Here is a 15,148-nt window from a genome sequence, read left to right as displayed (position 1 = left end):
GTGGCCTTTCGTTCGGCCAAATTTTCGTTGCAAGACACAGGGCAGACCATTAGATGAATAGCCGTATCCGCGCCAAACTTCTGCCGCTCGCGATCGCATCGCTGCTCGCGGCACCTGCCTTTGCGCAGGACACTTCTTCCGCCATCAGCGGTCGCGTCCTGGATGCCGGCGGCAAGCCGGTGGCCAACGCCGAAGTGAAGCTCGTCCACGAGCCGTCCGGCACCACCAAGATCGTCCAGACCGATGCCGAGGGCCGCTACTCCGCCCAGGGCCTGCGCGTTGGCGGTCCGTTCGACGTCACCGCCACCAAGGACGGCCACACGGTCGCCCAGCAGGACAACGTGTTCCTGCAGCTGGCCCAGACCAATGCCGTGAACCTCACCGCCGAGCAGGCTGCCGGTGCGAACGCCCAGGCGCTCGAAGGCGTCACCGTGTCGGCTAGCTCGCTGTCGCAGACGTTCTCGCCGGACAACAAGGGTCTGTCGACCAACATCTCGAACCAGCAGCTCGAGTCGATCCCGACGCCGGGTCGTTCCATCCAGAACGTTGTCCGTCTCGACCCGCGCATCGTGGTGTCGGATCGTGCACGTGGCGAAATCTCGGCCGTCGGCCAGAACAGCCGCTACAACAACATCACGGTCGATTCCGTTTCGGCGAACGACCCGTTCGGCCTGAACGCCAACGGCCTGCCGACCCTCGGCACGCCGATCTCGCAGGACGCGATCCAGGAATACAACATCTCCACCGCGAACTACGACGTGGCCACGCGTCGCGGCGTCGGCGCCAATATCAACGCCGTCACCAAGAGCGGTACGAACGACTTCCACGGTTCCGTGTACTACGCGTTCCAGAACCAGAACATGATCGGCGACAACGAAGCGAACAAGCCGTACGCCGGCTTTGATCGCCAGTTCACCGCAGGCGGCACCGTCGGCGGCCCGATCATCAAGGACAAGCTGTTCTTCTTCGGCCTGTACGAGAAGAGCGAGCAGATCGGTTCGGGTAGCCCGTACGGCCCGTCCGATTCCGGCGCGACCATCCCGGTCAAGAACCTGACCACGGCGCAGCTCAACCAGATTCGCGGCATCGCCCAGGGCCTCGGTTTTGGCGACATCGGCTCGGTCGGCGGCGGTAACCAGAACCTCCAGGACAAGCGCTACCTCGGCAAGCTGGACTGGAACATCACCGACAACCACCGCGCCAGCTTCACCTACAGCGAAACCAAGGAACAGAAGCCCATCATCACGGGCTCCGACACCAAGCTGGTGCTGTCGACGGGTTGGTACAACACCAGCGTCGACAACAAGTCCTACGCGCTGCATTTCTACGACGACTGGTCCGACATCTTCTCCAGCGATACGACCCTGTCGTACGCAAAGTTCGGTCAGAACCGCACGCCGAACGGCCCGGACATGCCGGACGTGACGGTTTACCCGACCACGCTCGCCAACGGCGGCGCGGTGGAGTTCGGTTCGGAGTTCTCGAGCCAGCAGAACGTGCTTAACGTGAAGTCCTGGAACGCCGCATGGGCCGGCTCGCTGTACCTCGGCGACCACACCGTGAAGGGCGGCTTCGACTACGAGAAGGACGATTACTACAACCTGTTCCTGCAGGGCGCCTTCGGCAGCTACACCTTCGAAGAACTGCCGGCTGCGAACGGCGCCAACAACGGTCTCGCCAACTTCGCCAACGGCAAGTACTGGAAGTACTCGTACAACCGTCCGGCCGATAATCTGGGCCTCAACGACGTTGCCGCCAAGTACAGCCTGCAGCAGTGGGGCGTGTTCCTGCAGGATACGTGGCAGGCAACGCAGAACCTGTCGATCCAGTACGGCTTCCGCGTCGACATTCCGCTGATGAACGACAAGCCGCTGTACAACGCGACTTACGCCGCTCCGGCGAACTACGGCCAGACCAACCAGTACAACATCGACGGCCACCGCGTCTTCCAGCCGCGCATGTCGTTCAACTACCAGTTCAACACCGAGCACATGACGCAGCTGCGTGGTGGCGCTGGCCTGTTCGTGACCAACCAGCCGGCGGTGTGGCTGGGTAACATCTTCTCGAATTCCGGCGTGACCCAGACCCAGTATGCCTGCGGCCCGACGAACGGTGGCACCTTCCCCTGCACCACGAACCTGCCGGCTTTCAGTTCCAACGCTGCCGCGCAGAACAATGGTGCGGCAGGCGGCACGATGACGGTCAACACCGTCACCAAGGACTGGAACATCCCGACGGCCTGGAAGCTGAGCCTTGGCTTCGACAAGGAGCTGCCGTGGTGGGGCCTGGTCGCGACGGTTGATTACGAGCATATCGACCAGCGCGATGCCATCTACTTCAAGAACACCAACCTCGGCGCACCCATGCGAATTGCCCCGGATGGTCGTGCCAACTACTACCGGACCACGGATGCCGCGAATGCGACTGGCCAGCGGGCGCGTAACAACGCCAACTCGAAGTTCTCCGGTAACAACATCGAGCTGGGCAATACGAGCAAGGGTGAGGCGGATAGCCTGGCACTTTCACTGAAGAAGAACTTCTCTGACGACTGGTCCGGCATGGTCGGCTTCACCTGGAGCCGTTCGACGGAAGTCAATCCGGGTACCTCCAGCGTCGCCAGCTCGAACTGGAACAACAACTACGTCCTCAACTCGAACGAAGACAAGGCCAGCACGTCGAACTACTCGACCCCGCGTCGTGTGATCGCCGCGCTGACCTGGCAGCACGCCTTCTTCGGCCAGTACAACACCACCGCCAGCGTGTTCTACGACGGCCACTCGGCCGCCCCGTACACCTGGGCCTTCGGCAACGATGCCAACGGCGACGGGCAGACCAACGACGTCGCTTTCGTTCCCAAGGAAGGCCAGGTCGAGTTCAAGGCCGGTACCAGCGCCGCGCTGCAGCAGTCGTTCTATGACTACATCCAGAACAACGACTACCTCAAGCACGAGCAGGGCAAGACGGCCGCGCGTAACGGCGACCGTGCGGGCTGGATCAACCAGATCGACCTGAGCTTCAGCCAGGAAATCCCGGGCATCTTCAAGGGCAACAAGGGCCTGATCAAGCTTGATATCTACAACTTCACCAACATGCTGAACAAGCATTGGGGTATCGAGAAGCGCGTGAACTTCCCGGGCGGCCGCGGTCTGGCCGACTACGCCGGTATCGACACCGCGACGAACAAGTACATCTACGACATCACGGGCAAGAATTACTCCTCGGGTAATAACTACCAGCCGCTCGCGATTCCGACCTACGTCAACAACAACGACGACCTCGCCCAGCGCTGGTCCGTCCTGCTGACGGTGAAGTACACGTTCTAAGTTCGACGGGACAACGGACCGTCTCAAACGAAAGCCGGCACCTGCAAAGGTGCCGGCTTTTTTTGTGGCTTTTTTTGTGGCTTTTTGTGGGAGCCGATTCATCGGCGATGGGGGGCGGCGTCATCGCTCCGTAGGCTTTTCGCCGCTGAAGCGGCTCCCACATATCCCGTTTCGCCGCTGAAGCGGCTCCCACATGTCCCGTTTCGCCGCTGAAGCGGCTCCCGCAGGAGGGGGTGCTCTTGACCCCTGCGCCCGCCGCGCGTGATCCTAGGCGGTCCGCTCCCGATCCGGAGCGGGGTTCGCCGCTAATTCGCGGTCAGAAGGACGAGTCACACCATGAATGCCATTCAGTTCGGGGAGCCGGTATCCGGCAAGACGGTCAGCGCCCGCGTTTCGCCGGCCGGCGGCCTCGATATCCTTTCCCGCAACGAGGTCGCGCGCCTGCGCGACGCCAGCGGGTCCGGGTTGCACCAGCTGCTGCGCGGTTGCGCGCTGGCGGTACTGACATCGGGCAACCTTTCGGACGATCCGGGCAGCATGTTCGGGAAGTATCCCGACTTCGATATCCAGGTGCTGCAGGAAGACCGCGGCATCAAGATCGAACTGAAGAATGCCCCGGAACAGGCCTTCGTCGATGGCCGCATCATCCGCGGCATCAACGAGCTGCTCGTCGCCGTCGTGCGCGACATCGTTTATGTGTCGACGCAGCTGGAAGCCGGCGCGTTCGACCTGGACGACAGCGTAGGCATCACGCACGCCGTGTTCGAGATCCTGCGCAACTCACGCATCCTGCGTCCGCAGATCGATCCCAACCTGGTCGTTTGCTGGGGTGGCCACTCGATCTCGCGCGACGAGTACGAGTACACCAAGCGGGTGGGTTACCAGCTCGGCCTGCGCGCCATGGACATCTGCACGGGTTGCGGCCCGGGCGCGATGAAGGGCCCGATGAAGGGCGCGACCATTGCGCACGCCAAGCAGCGTCGCAAGGGCAATCGCTATATCGGCGTGACAGAGCCGGGCATCATCGCCGCGGAGTCGCCGAACCCGATCGTCAACAACCTGGTGATCATGCCGGACATCGAGAAGCGCCTCGAGGCCTTCGTCCGTCTCGGTCACGGCATCATCGTGTTTCCGGGCGGTGTCGGTACGGCGGAAGAAATCCTGTACATGCTCGGCATCCTGTTGCTGCCGAAAAACAAGGGCATACCGTTCCCGCTGATCTTCACCGGCCCGAAGAACTCGGCGTCGTACTTCGAGCAGATCGACCGCTTCCTGCGTCTCGCACTTGGTGATGAGATCGCTACGCACTACAAGATCATCATCGACGACCCGGCCGCTGTCGCGCACGCGATGGTCACCGGCATCGACAAGGTGCGTAACCACCGCCTGGACACGAAGGACGCGTTCTTCTTCAACTGGGCGCTGGACATCCCGCTGCCTTTCCAGCAGCCGTTCCGTCCCACGCATGAGGCGATGGCGGGTCTTGCCCTGCATCGTGACCGTCCGCGTCACGAACTGGCGGCCGACCTGCGTCGTGCGTTCTCGGGCATCGTTGCCGGCAACGTCAAGGAGGAGGGCGTGCGTGCGATCGAACAGTTCGGCCCGTTCGTGATCGACGGCGAGCCAGAGATCATGCGTGCCCTGGACGACCTGCTGAAGGCGTTCGTCGGGCAGCACCGCATGAAGCTTCCCGGTGGCACGGCTTACGAGCCCTGCTACGTCGTGCGTACGTAAAACTACTTAGACGGCGTCGCGCCTCGCGCGGCGCCGTCTTTCTACAATCTGAACGAAAGGCGCGGGCCCGGCCCGCGCGTCACACGTCCTAGACGACCCGCTGCGCAACGATGCACTCCGAATCCACTGCCGGAGACACCCATGCTCGTTACCATCCTGCTCGTCATCCTCGTTCTCGCCCTCGTTGGTGGCCTTCCCACCTGGGGCTATTCGCGTTCCTGGGGTTATGGCCCGAGCGGCGGCATCGGCGTTATCCTCGCGATCATCCTGGTCTGCTGGCTGCTTGGCGTCTTCTGATCACCCCGGCGTCGGGGCGGTCAGCGCCCCGACGCCGCTGGAGGAAGTCATGTCCCGCCCGCACCGCCCCGTTCCCGACACCGACAAGCTCCCTCCCGGCACGTCGCCGCCGCCGTTCGACCACGAGCCCGTCGAGCGCCCCGGCCCGGATCCGGACACCGATGGCGATCCGCTGGATACCTGATGGCGACGCGTCGACCGCGCTGGCCAGGAGAGATCCTCCCGCGCTCATTCTTCCGCCGCGACGCTCGTGACGTCGGTCCCGACCTTCTCAACAAGATTCTTGCGTGCTCCGATGGCCGGGCAGGGCGGATTGTTGAAGTCGAGGCTTACGTCGGTGCCATCGATCCTGCGGCTCACACCTTCCGGGGCAAGACGCCGCGCAACGCCGTGATGTTCGGCCCGCCGGGGCACATGTATGTCTACTTCACCTACGGCATGCACTGGTGCGCCAACGTCGTCTGCGGTGACGTGGATGAAGGTAACGGTGTCCTCATACGCGCTCTGGAGCCGGTCGCGGGCATCGAGCGGATGCGTGAGGCGCGGCCACGGGTGAAGCGCGACAGGGAGCTGTGCAGCGGCCCGGCGCGGCTGGCCCAGGCCATGGGCATCACGGGCGAGCAGAACGGCATCGACCTGGTTCGGGCTCGCGAGGCCTACACGATGCTCGACGACGGGGTGCCTGCTCCGGAAAACGTGCCCGGATCGGCACGGATCGGTATTCGCCAGGGGACCGATCTCCTCTGGCGCTGGTTGGTGGCAGGTAATCCCCACGTCTCCAGACCCTGAATGCCCGCAGGGATGTGCCGGTCGTCGTCTTGGATTCGGGCGTCGAGGGATATAGCCTGCACGGACATCGACAGGGAGTTCCCCATGAAACGCATCGCAGCTGCACTTTTTGCCACCGTTTTGTCCTGCGGCGTCGCCGCGGCGGACACTTTCCGCGTGGGCTCCCAGGTGGTGTCAACGGGAGATAGCGAGGGCCGCCTTCGCCAGGTTGCGGGTAAGCCGGATCGCGAAACGCCGATCGAAACGACCCGCGGTGGCCTGCAGGGCTACCGGCTGGAGTATTTCGAGAAGGGTAAGTCGGTTCAGGTCGAAGTGGTGAACGGGCGCGTTCGCTCGATTACCCAGATCGACAGCTGAGGCTTCGTCAGGGATGGACGGCGATCCCGGTTTCGGGACCACCGTCCACGACGAATCAGCTAGCGGTTTTCTTCGGGCCCTTGAGGGGCGTGCTGCGCGGCGTCTCCGGCAGGGGCGCGCGGCGGTTGTGCGAGTACACGTAGGAAATGAACGCGGCCGATGAGCGATCCGGCGGCGGCGTGTCTACGGACTGGGTGACTGGTTTCTTCGGGGGCATGACCATCGTCTGAGTTGGGCGGGACGAAACCCGGCAGCATCAGCCCGGGGGTGGATCCGGCCAAACGAAGCCCGGGTCATCCAACATGCGCTTTCAGTTGTTAGATGGGTGTAACGTGGTGGGCCCGGCAGCGCGATAGCCGTAACACCGACGTAACCCACCACGTGGCAAACGTGGTCTGACAGCGAGGGCACGTCATGGAAACACAGAAACAGGTAGTCGGCCCGGCCGACGCTACCAAGATCGACCTTGAGCTGCGCACCGACATGAATTACTGGACACGCATTCTCGGCGTGTCCGAAACGTCCCTGCGCGATGCGGTACTCCGCGTGGGCGGCCAGTCCTCCGACGTGCGCGCCGAACTGCGACGTCGTCGCTGATGGACGGTGTCGTTCGCCCGTTGCGCGTGTTCGTTTTCTATCCGTCGATGAACCTTCGGACGTGGACGGTGTTGCTTCCCGGCGCGACGAAGCATGTTTTCCAGACTGAAGGCACGGCGGTGGAATTCGCGCTGACGCGTGCCTCCGCCATGAAAGGCAAAGGCCGCGCTGTCGAAGTGTTGCGCGAGCGCGTATCCGGCGGCTGGGTGCTCGTGCCGTTCTGATGCACGCTGGTGACGCACAGAAAACGGCCGCGAAGTGCTCACTTGGGCTTTTAGCCCAATCGCGCCAAGGTGTGCGCGTGAGCGCCCGAGCGCTTTGCCGGTCGGTCCCGTCCAGTTCGCTCTAGGTGAGCCTAAGTTTCTCGTCACTAGTTTTGTGGAGCCTCCTCGTTATTGCGCCAATTGCCTTGTGTCCTCACCATGAGGCTATTCATCTGGAAACGGAGGCTACGCATGGATCGATTCTCCTGCGGAGGACGGGTTTTTTACACCAGTCCGCTGGACATCGTTCACTGGTGGTACTCGCTCAACGCCAACGAGCAGGGTACGTGGGCAGCCGCCATCGTACCGCGCTTGGGATATTCATCGCGATCGGTCACGGCGGTGTCCGAAGGGCTATAGATGCAAGGTCCAGGCGTCGGGTGGCTGCGAGTCTCTTTTACGATGCCGTGTATCGTATCCAGAGGCTCGCTAAGGGAATTGAGGAGAGCTTTCTGGCTGCGGTCGAAGCCCGTGACGAAGATGAAATTCTGCGTACGGCTGGGGTCGCTGCGCGCCATAACTTCGCAGCGCTAGATGGTCTCAAGCCGTATCTCCGATTCTTCCCAGGAAGCACCGCGCTGACGCTGGGTCGCGCGATTTCGAGCGGGCGGGCGATACACAGAAGGATGCTCACAATTGGTAGCTGGGAGGAGAGGAAGCATGGTCTGGGCTCGATTTTCAGCGACTACTACAGTCTCGGCACCACAGCCGCCACCGAACTCAAGCGCGCGAGGCCTGACCTGCTGGAAGCGCGAAGGGTCCTTGAGCGGCACGGCGGGACGAGCATCGTCGACCGGGGCGAGGACTGACTGCGCGGATTTCGATGCAGGCAGGAGATTGCGGCCCGCCCGGGTCTCGCACATGGCGTCATTTATCAGGATGGGAATTCCACGCACGGGAATGCGCATCATATGGGCTGGTTTTGTCGGCGCCGTTATTGGTTTCTTCGTATGCTGTTTTCTTGTGCACCCGCCGCACTCTGAATGGGGTGAGTAAGTTCATTGGGCCGAATGGATCAGTGCTGCGGGAAGCGTGCTGGCTGCCATTGCGACCTTTGCAGCTGTTGTTGTCGCGTTACGCGTTGCGAGACTCCCCCTAGAGCAGCAACAAGTCGTGCGGGCCGCGGCTTCGGCAGTTGGAGGCTCCTGTCGAGCCTCAGCGCCGCGAGGCGTTCGGCGTCCGGCTCGCCGCATATAAGAAATTGCGCGCGCTCGCCGACGGCCGTATCGATCGCGAGCGATAAGCTTCTGTGCGCCCAGCGCGACCTTGATGAAATTCGTCGGGATGAAGATCCTCACCGCTCCGTTGAGGTCCTCGAACAGCTCCGCCGACCCAGAAGTCCCCGGGATAGGCTGCCGAGATGCAACGATTCGTCGCGCCAGCAATAGATGTTGTCGAACGCCCGCTGGTTCCCGCGAACCGCCAAAAAAGCGCCCTGTTTTAATTCGGCGACAAATTGAGCAGACCACTTCACACCCGGCCATATACGTAGCCGGGCCGCCCAGCCGTGTCCTAGCGATAAGAACGTTTTGCTTGGTACGTCACGGATCTAGCCTCTAAGAAGAGATTTCGCAATTTCCTGCCGAAAAAACATACGCCCGGTTTTTCTGTGCACGTAGCATTCCTACAGACGAATGGGGATCGAAGCTACATGACTAACGGACAGTCGACGAGAGAGTTTTTGCTGCCAACAGGATGGGTCGCGGAGTTTCATTCCGCCTATCGGGCGTCTGGTCGTCGCCTGTTCACGGGTGACCGGGAAGCCGCGGATCGATTGCCTCTAGGCCTTCTCGAATCTTTACTGAAAAGCCAGGCGCCTATCCCGCAGGGGGAGTTATTAACTGAATTCGACAGGCCAATCTCGCTAAGCGCGCGATCCCTGCAAAGCTCAATCGAATCTCTTAACTTAGCTATGGGTAGGCACTTCCGGCATAGATGCGGCTATAGGGATCGGCCACTCCTCGTCGTGTCGCACAAGCATCCATGGGCGACTTTTTTCTCCCCAACGTCCGATGCGAGGGCCGACGTTGCCAAACAGCTTTCTGAGCTTTTTGAATACCAGAAAAAAAAACCTCCAACGGATGATTTCTCCATCGCCTGCATCGCGATTATTATCATAGTTGCCCACCCGTTTCTCGACGGAAATGGCCGTACCGCTCGGGTACTTCTATTTCGAATGCTCAAGCGGTTCCTTCGTGTGCCAGAAGGCGCCGCCTATCGCTATGCAATGAAGTTTTCCGATATAAATTCACGATTCATCTTTTCATTTTGGGAGATACGGGAGAACAAAAACTATCAGCCTTATTTAGAGCTATTAGATTGATCGATCGATTTCCATCAATTCAAGGAGATGAGGATGTTTGGCAATGGTCATTCAACGAAACTAGCTTCATTGATTCAGCTCTGCTTCGCTGCAGGGATCGTATTTGCTTCGGGTTCCGCGTTTGCGGAGTCATGCAACCTTGATCCAAGTCAGGTATGCACCCAGCCCGGCCCAGGAAGTGGTTTGCCCACGCTGTGTGAACAATATCCGACAGAACCACAATGTCTAGGTGGCGCGGGAGGTGGGGGAGGCGGCACCTACGTCGCGGTTGCGCTTACGGATGTCCTAGGCTGGGCCACCGCAGTTCCGCGCCGCCCGGACAATCCCGTGCAAGCAAGCTGCGCGTCTGACTACAACACACGGCTCGCTAGCGCGGTGCAGGACGTTTCGTCTTGGTGGCCATACTTTAATGGCGCCTGGACGATTGATCGACCGGGGAAGCAAGTAATCTCCGTAACCTACTCGAACGGCCAACGCGAGATATTCGCTTTTTTGCACGGACCGTATAGCAGTAACGCAGGCGTGCCAATGGGATTCAATGGAATTCTAGGGGCTGGCGTTCTTGCGTCACTAGATGAGCAAGGTCCCTACGGGACTTTCGGCTCATATGAGGTTGCTAATGGCGGCGTCTGGGGGGGCGGCCCGGGCCTGTACGAACTTTGCCAGTAAACGTTAAATGTTGTGGGCCCTGCGGGGAATCGACCATGTCGATTCCCCGCACAAAGTATGCCGCATGAATCCGGCCGCAAGCTCATCAGCCGTTGGGGGTGAACGGAGCCTGAGACAGTCTTGCGTGGAAGGCAACACGATGCTCGCGGCTGTTCCGGGCTTGGCGCAAGGAAACCTTGGAACCACTTGGCGACGACGAGATAGACGATGGCCAGCAGGATCAGCACGGGCAGTTCGTTGGCGATGCGCAGCGTCTTCAAGGATGCCAGCGCCTCGCCAGCCATGCTGCGCTTCAGTACCCTGCCGGATGACTTTTTCCGTGAGCACCAATTGATACAAAGCGACTTCATTCTGGCAAATAGCAACCTACCCGCGCAGTAAGCGCGACACTACCGCACGTCTTCGCAAGGACCTACTCCCTCTGGACGACGAGATCGACGTTTGCCTCGAGAGGCTGAAACGCGACCCAGTCAGTCGATCGGTAAGAGTGTCGCTTCGAGCGATAGGACGCTGTGTGCGGTATCTACTCCCCCCTCCCGACGGACGTTAGCTCGCTGCGGGAAAGGGGCCCGGAGCTAGCCGGGTCGTCGCGCCGAGGCGGCAGTCGGATAGGCCTTGCCGATGAACATCATCTGGGAGGCGCCTAGGACTATAGGAGCCGCGATATTCTCGGACTGAAGCGGCCGCACCGTAGGACCGACTCGAAAGATGCTCGAGACCTAGCGGGTAGGCGCATTCCCTAACGAGGCTTCGACCCATCCTATAGACGGGCAGATTAGGGCTTTAGATCAGACGAATCGCTGGGCAGGTGATGGGCGAAGCACCACCAAGCCCAGATATTTTGGGCCATCGACCGCCACATCATGCCCCGCGAAGGCTCGATCCAAGAAACCCGAAGGCCACCGACGAGCGTTCTTACTCAGCTGTTTGCGATGGGCGGAAGGTAGCCGAGCAAGATATCGCCGCCAGCGGGAGTTGCACCATGTACCCCTACGACCTTCCTTGCGATCGCCTTCGTCACGTGATCCCGGGCTGAAGCCGCAACGTCATCGGCTGATCTGTTTGCATCAATCTTGACCGTATTCGCCAGCCCGAGGTCAAGGAAGATGCTGCGACACATCGAGAGGTTGCCCGGCGTCTCGAAATGATTCGGCTTGTCGCCGCGTGCGTGAATCCTGGCAAGGCCCGTTTCCGGGTCGAGGTCCAGAAGTATGAGCAAATCGGGTCGCGGAGCGAAGTCGTTCGCGGCCATCAGGTCATCGACGCTGATGCCTGCGGCGCCTTGATAGGCCACATTCGAGGGGAAGTACCGGTCAAGGATCACGATGTCGCCGCGCCCCAGCGCCGGAAGGACTAACGTTTCGACGTGCTCATGGCGATCGAGAAGGAGCAGCCGCAGTTCCTCCGCCGGAGCGAGTCGTCCATCCGCCGCTGAGGCGCGCATCTGCATGCCCCACGGCCCGGCGGTAGGTTCTTTGCTGAGGGATACGGCCGCGCCCGTTTGCTCCAGCTCGCGCTTGAGCGTGCGAGCGAGTGTCGTCTTGCCTGCTCCGTCGATACCCTCAACGACGATCAGCAGGCCACCGGGAATAGGAATAGGTGCCATCGTGGGGACTTTACCGGATCGAGAGTCCACTTTCATCCGATTGGCATCGGTTGATACGGGCCGCTGGCGAAAAGCGCGCCGCCGGGCCGCCGACGTGGTGGAATATCGACTGCTGTGACCTGCGCTATTGCGAGACCCGCGGCCAGGGAAAGGCTATCGCGTCAGCGCATGGCGCTATTCGCGTATGGCGCGAGCAATACGGTTAGAGGAGCCCGGCGATCGTCTCTCCCAAGGGTCTCACGCAGCGCCCCCTTGGGACCCCAAATCAGCCTTCTTTTTTACACATCAATTTACACATCAGGCAAAAGAAAAGGGCCTGCATCGCTGCAAGCCCTTTGAATACCTGGCGCCCGAAGTTGGACTCGAACCAACGACCCCCTGATTAACAGTCAAGTGCTCTAACCGGCTGAGCTATTCGGGCGGGGAGCTGCGTATTGTCTTGATGTGAGGTGGGGCTGTCAAGCGGGTCTTAACGATTTCGTGAATGACGCGCGCCGCAGGCGCGTGCGACCTCGGGCGATGGGGCTTCCACATGGCTGTGACCACTCCGGGTGATCACGATGGTGACGGTAGTGGCGGGCTTGCCGCGCAGGCATAGCGCCACGGTCTGGTTGAACGGTTCGGCCCCGTTCCTGTCCTCCGGATGCGCGAAGGCGATTTTTGTCCGGCTGCCCACGGTCACGGCCGTCAGGCGGGGACCCAGTGCGTCCTCGACGGCGAAGACGTCGCGGGTATGGTGAACCCGGCTGATCCAGCCCACGCTCCAGTCCGTTCGCTCGGTGCAACGGCGTCCGTCCTCACTCGGGCAAACCTCGGCGCCTCCCGGGCGATGGAGCGCGGCCTCTCGCGCGTGCTGGAGGCTGTTGGCGAGCGCCGTGGTCGCCGCCCGAAGCTCGTGCCTGGCGATGGCGTCCGATAGGGACGGGACCGCGATGGCGGCGAGGATGGCCCCGATCGCCAGGACCGTCAGGATCTCGATCCAGGTAAATCCCCTGGGGAGTGGGTGAGTCACGGCGGTGTCCGGAAGGGGAAACCGCAGATCGTGCTCTGGGCCGCGCTGGCCGTCTGCGGGCGCCATGCCTCACATCCTGTAGGCGTGGGCGCTTTAAACTTGGGGTCCGAACCAGCATATCGTCAGCCATGACAGATCGCTTTCAGCTCGTCTCCCCGTTCGCACCCTCCGGCGACCAGCCCGAGGCCATCCGCCGCCTGACCGAGGGCTTCGACGCCGGCCTCGCGGCGCAGACCCTGCTGGGCGTCACAGGCTCCGGCAAGACGTTCACGATCGCCAATGTGATCGAGAAGATCCAGAAGCCGACCATCGTGCTGGCGCCGAACAAAACGCTGGCGGCGCAGCTGTATGGCGAGTTCAAGGAGTTCTTCCCGAACAACGCGGTGGAGTACTTCGTCAGTTACTACGACTACTACCAGCCGGAAGCGTACGTGGTGGCCTCGGATACCTTCATCGAGAAAGATTCGAGCATCAACGACCACATCGAGCAGATGCGACTGGCCGCCACCAAGGCGCTGCTGTCACGCCGCGATTCGTTGATCGTGGCGACGGTGTCGGCCATCTACGGACTGGGTGATCCGGAGGACTACATGAGCCTCCGCCTGATTCTCTCGCGTGGTGAACATATCGAGCAGCGCGCACTGATCAAGCAGCTCACCGAGCTGCAGTACGTGCGTAACGAAATGGAACTGCGTCGCGGTACGTACCGTGTGCGCGGCGAAATCGTGGATGTGTTCCCGGCCGAGTCGGAAGCCGAGGCGCTGCGCATCGAACTGTTCGATGGCGACGTGGAGAACCTTTCGATTTTCGACCCGCTCACCGGCGAGGTGCTGCGCAAGGTCCCGCGTTACACCGTGTACCCGAAGACGCACTACGCGAGCACGCGCCAGAGCGTGCTCAATGCGATGGAGACGATCAAGGTCGAACTTTCCGAGCGGCTCGAGCAGCTGTACCGCGACAACAAGCTGGTGGAAGCGCAACGCCTCGAGCAGCGCACGCGATTCGACCTGGAGATGATGGCCGAGGTCGGCTTTTGCCAGGGCATCGAGAACTATTCGCGGCACATGACACGTCGCGGGCCCGGGGAGCCGCCGCCGACGCTGTTCGACTACCTGCCGCCCGATGCCTTGATGGTCGTGGACGAATCGCACGTGACCGTGCCGCAGCTGGGTGCCATGTACAAAGGCGATCGTTCGCGTAAGGAGACGCTGGTTGAGTTCGGATTCCGGTTGCCTTCGGCGATGGATAACCGGCCACTTCGTTTCGAGGAGTGGGAGCGGCGCGCGCCGCGTGCCATTTACGTTTCGGCTACGCCTGCGAAGTACGAGATAGAGCGCTCCGACGACAGTGTGGTCGAGCTCGTTGTGCGACCGACCGGCCTGATCGACCCGGAAGTCGAAGTGCGGCCGGTACGCACGCAGGTTGACGATCTCCTCGGCGAGATCCGGCTGCGCGTAGCAATGGGTGATCGCGTACTCGTCACGACCCTGACCAAGCGCATGTCGGAGAACCTGACCGACTATCTCTCCGAGCATGACGTGAAGGTGCGTTATCTCCACTCGGACATCGACACCGTCGAGCGCACGGAAATCATTCGCGACCTGCGACTGGGTGAGTTCGATGTGCTGGTGGGTATCAACCTTCTTCGCGAAGGCCTGGACATGCCCGAGGTATCGCTGGTGGCCATCCTCGACGCCGACAAGGAAGGTTTCCTGCGTTCCCATCGCTCGTTGATCCAGACGATCGGACGCGCAGCGCGCAACGTCCGCGGCAAGGCGATTCTTTATGCCGACGAAATCACCGGGTCGATGAAGGTCGCCATGGAGGAGACCGCCCGCCGTCGCGAGAAGCAGATCGAGTACAACGCCGCCAACGGCATCATCCCGACCACCGTGGTCCGGCGTATCGCCGACATCATGGAAGGCGCCCGCTCGGACTTCGGGTCGCGCGGCAAGGGCAAGCGCGGTGAGAAGGCGAAGAAGGTGGCTGAGGAGGCTGCGGACTATGGATCGCTCACGCCGGAACAGGCCGGTTCGGTGATCAAGAAGCTCGAAGCGAAGATGTACAAACACGCCCAGAACCTCGAATTCGAGGAGGCCGGCAAGATTCGCGACGAGATACACCGTGTGAGGGAACGATCCCTGCGCTAGGGCCATGGCGGGTCCCGGCAGAAAAAAA

15 protein-coding genes and 1 tRNA gene are annotated in these 15,148 nt (G+C 61.4%); 12 read left to right on the top strand and 4 right to left on the bottom strand.

Features of this window, described 5'->3' with window-relative positions; genetic code table 11:
* The first annotated feature begins 53 nt into the window (after nucleotides 1–53).
* From ACVWWJ_RS17310 to ACVWWJ_RS17285, 6 genes are all read left to right on the top strand, one after another.
* Nucleotides 54–3,323, top strand: coding sequence for a TonB-dependent receptor (locus tag ACVWWJ_RS17310; RefSeq protein WP_456968855.1), 3,270 nt, complete (start codon nucleotides 54–56; stop codon nucleotides 3,321–3,323).
* Between the two features lie 336 nt (nucleotides 3,324–3,659).
* Nucleotides 3,660–5,057 carry a nucleotide 5'-monophosphate nucleosidase PpnN gene (gene ppnN, locus ACVWWJ_RS17305; RefSeq protein ID WP_159894969.1) on the top strand — a complete coding sequence of 466 codons (1,398 nt, stop codon included), beginning with the start codon at nucleotides 3,660–3,662 and terminating at the stop codon, nucleotides 5,055–5,057.
* Between the two features lie 141 nt (nucleotides 5,058–5,198).
* On the top strand, nucleotides 5,199–5,354 hold the full coding sequence (locus tag ACVWWJ_RS17300) for a DUF3309 family protein (RefSeq protein WP_139980751.1): 156 nt from the start codon (nucleotides 5,199–5,201) through the stop codon (nucleotides 5,352–5,354).
* 49 nt (nucleotides 5,355–5,403) lie between these two features.
* Nucleotides 5,404–5,538: a hypothetical protein gene (locus ACVWWJ_RS17295; RefSeq protein WP_456968854.1), complete on the top strand. Its 135-nt coding sequence runs from the start codon at nucleotides 5,404–5,406 to the stop codon at nucleotides 5,536–5,538.
* Nucleotides 5,538–6,143, top strand: a complete 606-nt coding sequence (locus tag ACVWWJ_RS17290) for a DNA-3-methyladenine glycosylase (RefSeq protein ID WP_456968853.1) — start codon at nucleotides 5,538–5,540, stop codon at nucleotides 6,141–6,143. Before ACVWWJ_RS17295 ends, ACVWWJ_RS17290 begins: the two co-directional genes overlap by 1 nt.
* Nucleotides 6,144–6,227: 84 nt before the next feature.
* Nucleotides 6,228–6,500 carry a DUF2845 domain-containing protein gene (locus tag ACVWWJ_RS17285; protein WP_159894964.1) on the top strand — a complete coding sequence of 91 codons (273 nt, stop codon included), beginning with the start codon at nucleotides 6,228–6,230 and terminating at the stop codon, nucleotides 6,498–6,500.
* 55 nt (nucleotides 6,501–6,555) lie between these two features.
* Here ACVWWJ_RS17285 and ACVWWJ_RS17280 read toward each other — a convergent pair whose 3' ends face one another.
* Nucleotides 6,556–6,717, bottom strand: a complete 162-nt coding sequence (locus tag ACVWWJ_RS17280) for a hypothetical protein (protein ID WP_456968852.1) — start codon at nucleotides 6,715–6,717, stop codon at nucleotides 6,556–6,558.
* Between the two features lie 197 nt (nucleotides 6,718–6,914).
* Between ACVWWJ_RS17280 and ACVWWJ_RS17275 the strand changes: the two genes are divergently transcribed.
* The 5 genes from ACVWWJ_RS17275 to ACVWWJ_RS17255 all read left to right on the top strand — a co-directional run bounded on the left by ACVWWJ_RS17275 (nucleotide 6,915) and on the right by ACVWWJ_RS17255 (nucleotide 10,733).
* Nucleotides 6,915–7,097 carry a DUF3606 domain-containing protein gene (locus ACVWWJ_RS17275; protein WP_159894962.1) on the top strand — a complete coding sequence of 61 codons (183 nt, stop codon included), beginning with the start codon at nucleotides 6,915–6,917 and terminating at the stop codon, nucleotides 7,095–7,097.
* Nucleotides 7,097–7,321 carry a hypothetical protein gene (locus ACVWWJ_RS17270; protein WP_159894960.1) on the top strand — a complete coding sequence of 75 codons (225 nt, stop codon included), beginning with the start codon at nucleotides 7,097–7,099 and terminating at the stop codon, nucleotides 7,319–7,321. The genes ACVWWJ_RS17275 and ACVWWJ_RS17270 overlap by 1 nt, the downstream gene beginning before the upstream one ends.
* A gap of 326 nt (nucleotides 7,322–7,647) precedes the next feature.
* Nucleotides 7,648–8,169 carry a hypothetical protein gene (locus tag ACVWWJ_RS17265; RefSeq protein WP_456968851.1) on the top strand — a complete coding sequence of 174 codons (522 nt, stop codon included), beginning with the start codon at nucleotides 7,648–7,650 and terminating at the stop codon, nucleotides 8,167–8,169.
* Nucleotides 8,170–9,011: 842 nt separating this feature from the next.
* Nucleotides 9,012–9,683: a Fic family protein gene (locus ACVWWJ_RS17260; RefSeq protein ID WP_456968850.1), complete on the top strand. Its 672-nt coding sequence runs from the start codon at nucleotides 9,012–9,014 to the stop codon at nucleotides 9,681–9,683.
* 876 nt (nucleotides 9,684–10,559) lie between these two features.
* On the top strand, nucleotides 10,560–10,733 hold the full coding sequence (locus ACVWWJ_RS17255) for a hypothetical protein (protein WP_456968849.1): 174 nt from the start codon (nucleotides 10,560–10,562) through the stop codon (nucleotides 10,731–10,733).
* A 538-nt stretch (nucleotides 10,734–11,271) separates the two neighbouring features.
* Here ACVWWJ_RS17255 and tmk read toward each other — a convergent pair.
* The 3 genes from tmk to ACVWWJ_RS17240 all read right to left on the bottom strand — a co-directional run bounded on the left by tmk (nucleotide 11,272) and on the right by ACVWWJ_RS17240 (nucleotide 13,036).
* Entirely contained in the window at nucleotides 11,272–11,958 is a 687-nt protein-coding gene (tmk, locus tag ACVWWJ_RS17250) for a dTMP kinase (RefSeq protein ID WP_456969732.1), read from the bottom strand.
* Nucleotides 11,959–12,302: 344 nt separating this feature from the next.
* A tRNA-Asn gene (locus tag ACVWWJ_RS17245) sits at nucleotides 12,303–12,379 on the bottom strand.
* Nucleotides 12,380–12,427: 48 nt separating this feature from the next.
* Nucleotides 12,428–13,036, bottom strand: a complete 609-nt coding sequence (locus ACVWWJ_RS17240) for a GspH/FimT family pseudopilin (protein WP_456968848.1) — start codon at nucleotides 13,034–13,036, stop codon at nucleotides 12,428–12,430.
* A gap of 62 nt (nucleotides 13,037–13,098) precedes the next feature.
* On the opposite strand from ACVWWJ_RS17240, the gene uvrB reads away from it, so the two are divergent.
* Nucleotides 13,099–15,120, top strand: a complete 2,022-nt coding sequence (gene uvrB / locus ACVWWJ_RS17235) for an excinuclease ABC subunit UvrB (RefSeq protein ID WP_159894956.1) — start codon at nucleotides 13,099–13,101, stop codon at nucleotides 15,118–15,120.
* Nucleotides 15,121–15,148: the final 28 nt, after the last annotated feature.

The organism is Luteibacter sp. HA06 (assembly GCF_054061215.1).
Note: the sequence above shows the minus strand (reverse complement) of the source record. Positions and strands in the feature narration are given on the sequence as shown.

Excerpts from the sequence above, each read along its gene's own strand:
- ACVWWJ_RS17285 (WP_159894964.1), top strand. The coding sequence starts at position 6,228 with ATGAAACGCATCGCAGCTGCACTTTTTGCCACCGTTTTGTCCTGCGGC.
- ACVWWJ_RS17295 (WP_456968854.1), top strand. The coding sequence starts at position 5,404 with ATGTCCCGCCCGCACCGCCCCGTTCCCGACACCGACAAGCTCCCTCCC.
- uvrB (WP_159894956.1), top strand. The coding sequence starts at position 13,099 with ATGACAGATCGCTTTCAGCTCGTCTCCCCGTTCGCACCCTCCGGCGAC.
- ACVWWJ_RS17255 (WP_456968849.1), top strand. The coding sequence starts at position 10,560 with ATGGCCAGCAGGATCAGCACGGGCAGTTCGTTGGCGATGCGCAGCGTC.
- ACVWWJ_RS17275 (WP_159894962.1), top strand. The coding sequence starts at position 6,915 with ATGGAAACACAGAAACAGGTAGTCGGCCCGGCCGACGCTACCAAGATC.
- ACVWWJ_RS17260 (WP_456968850.1), top strand. The coding sequence starts at position 9,012 with ATGACTAACGGACAGTCGACGAGAGAGTTTTTGCTGCCAACAGGATGG.
- ACVWWJ_RS17290 (WP_456968853.1), top strand. The coding sequence starts at position 5,538 with ATGGCGACGCGTCGACCGCGCTGGCCAGGAGAGATCCTCCCGCGCTCA.
- ACVWWJ_RS17280 (WP_456968852.1), bottom strand. The coding sequence starts at position 6,717 with ATGCCCCCGAAGAAACCAGTCACCCAGTCCGTAGACACGCCGCCGCCG.
- tmk (WP_456969732.1), bottom strand. The coding sequence starts at position 11,958 with ATGGCACCTATTCCTATTCCCGGTGGCCTGCTGATCGTCGTTGAGGGT.
- ACVWWJ_RS17270 (WP_159894960.1), top strand. The coding sequence starts at position 7,097 with ATGGACGGTGTCGTTCGCCCGTTGCGCGTGTTCGTTTTCTATCCGTCG.
- ACVWWJ_RS17300 (WP_139980751.1), top strand. The coding sequence starts at position 5,199 with ATGCTCGTTACCATCCTGCTCGTCATCCTCGTTCTCGCCCTCGTTGGT.
- ACVWWJ_RS17310 (WP_456968855.1), top strand. The coding sequence starts at position 54 with ATGAATAGCCGTATCCGCGCCAAACTTCTGCCGCTCGCGATCGCATCG.
- ACVWWJ_RS17240 (WP_456968848.1), bottom strand. The coding sequence starts at position 13,036 with ATGGCGCCCGCAGACGGCCAGCGCGGCCCAGAGCACGATCTGCGGTTT.
- ppnN (WP_159894969.1), top strand. The coding sequence starts at position 3,660 with ATGAATGCCATTCAGTTCGGGGAGCCGGTATCCGGCAAGACGGTCAGC.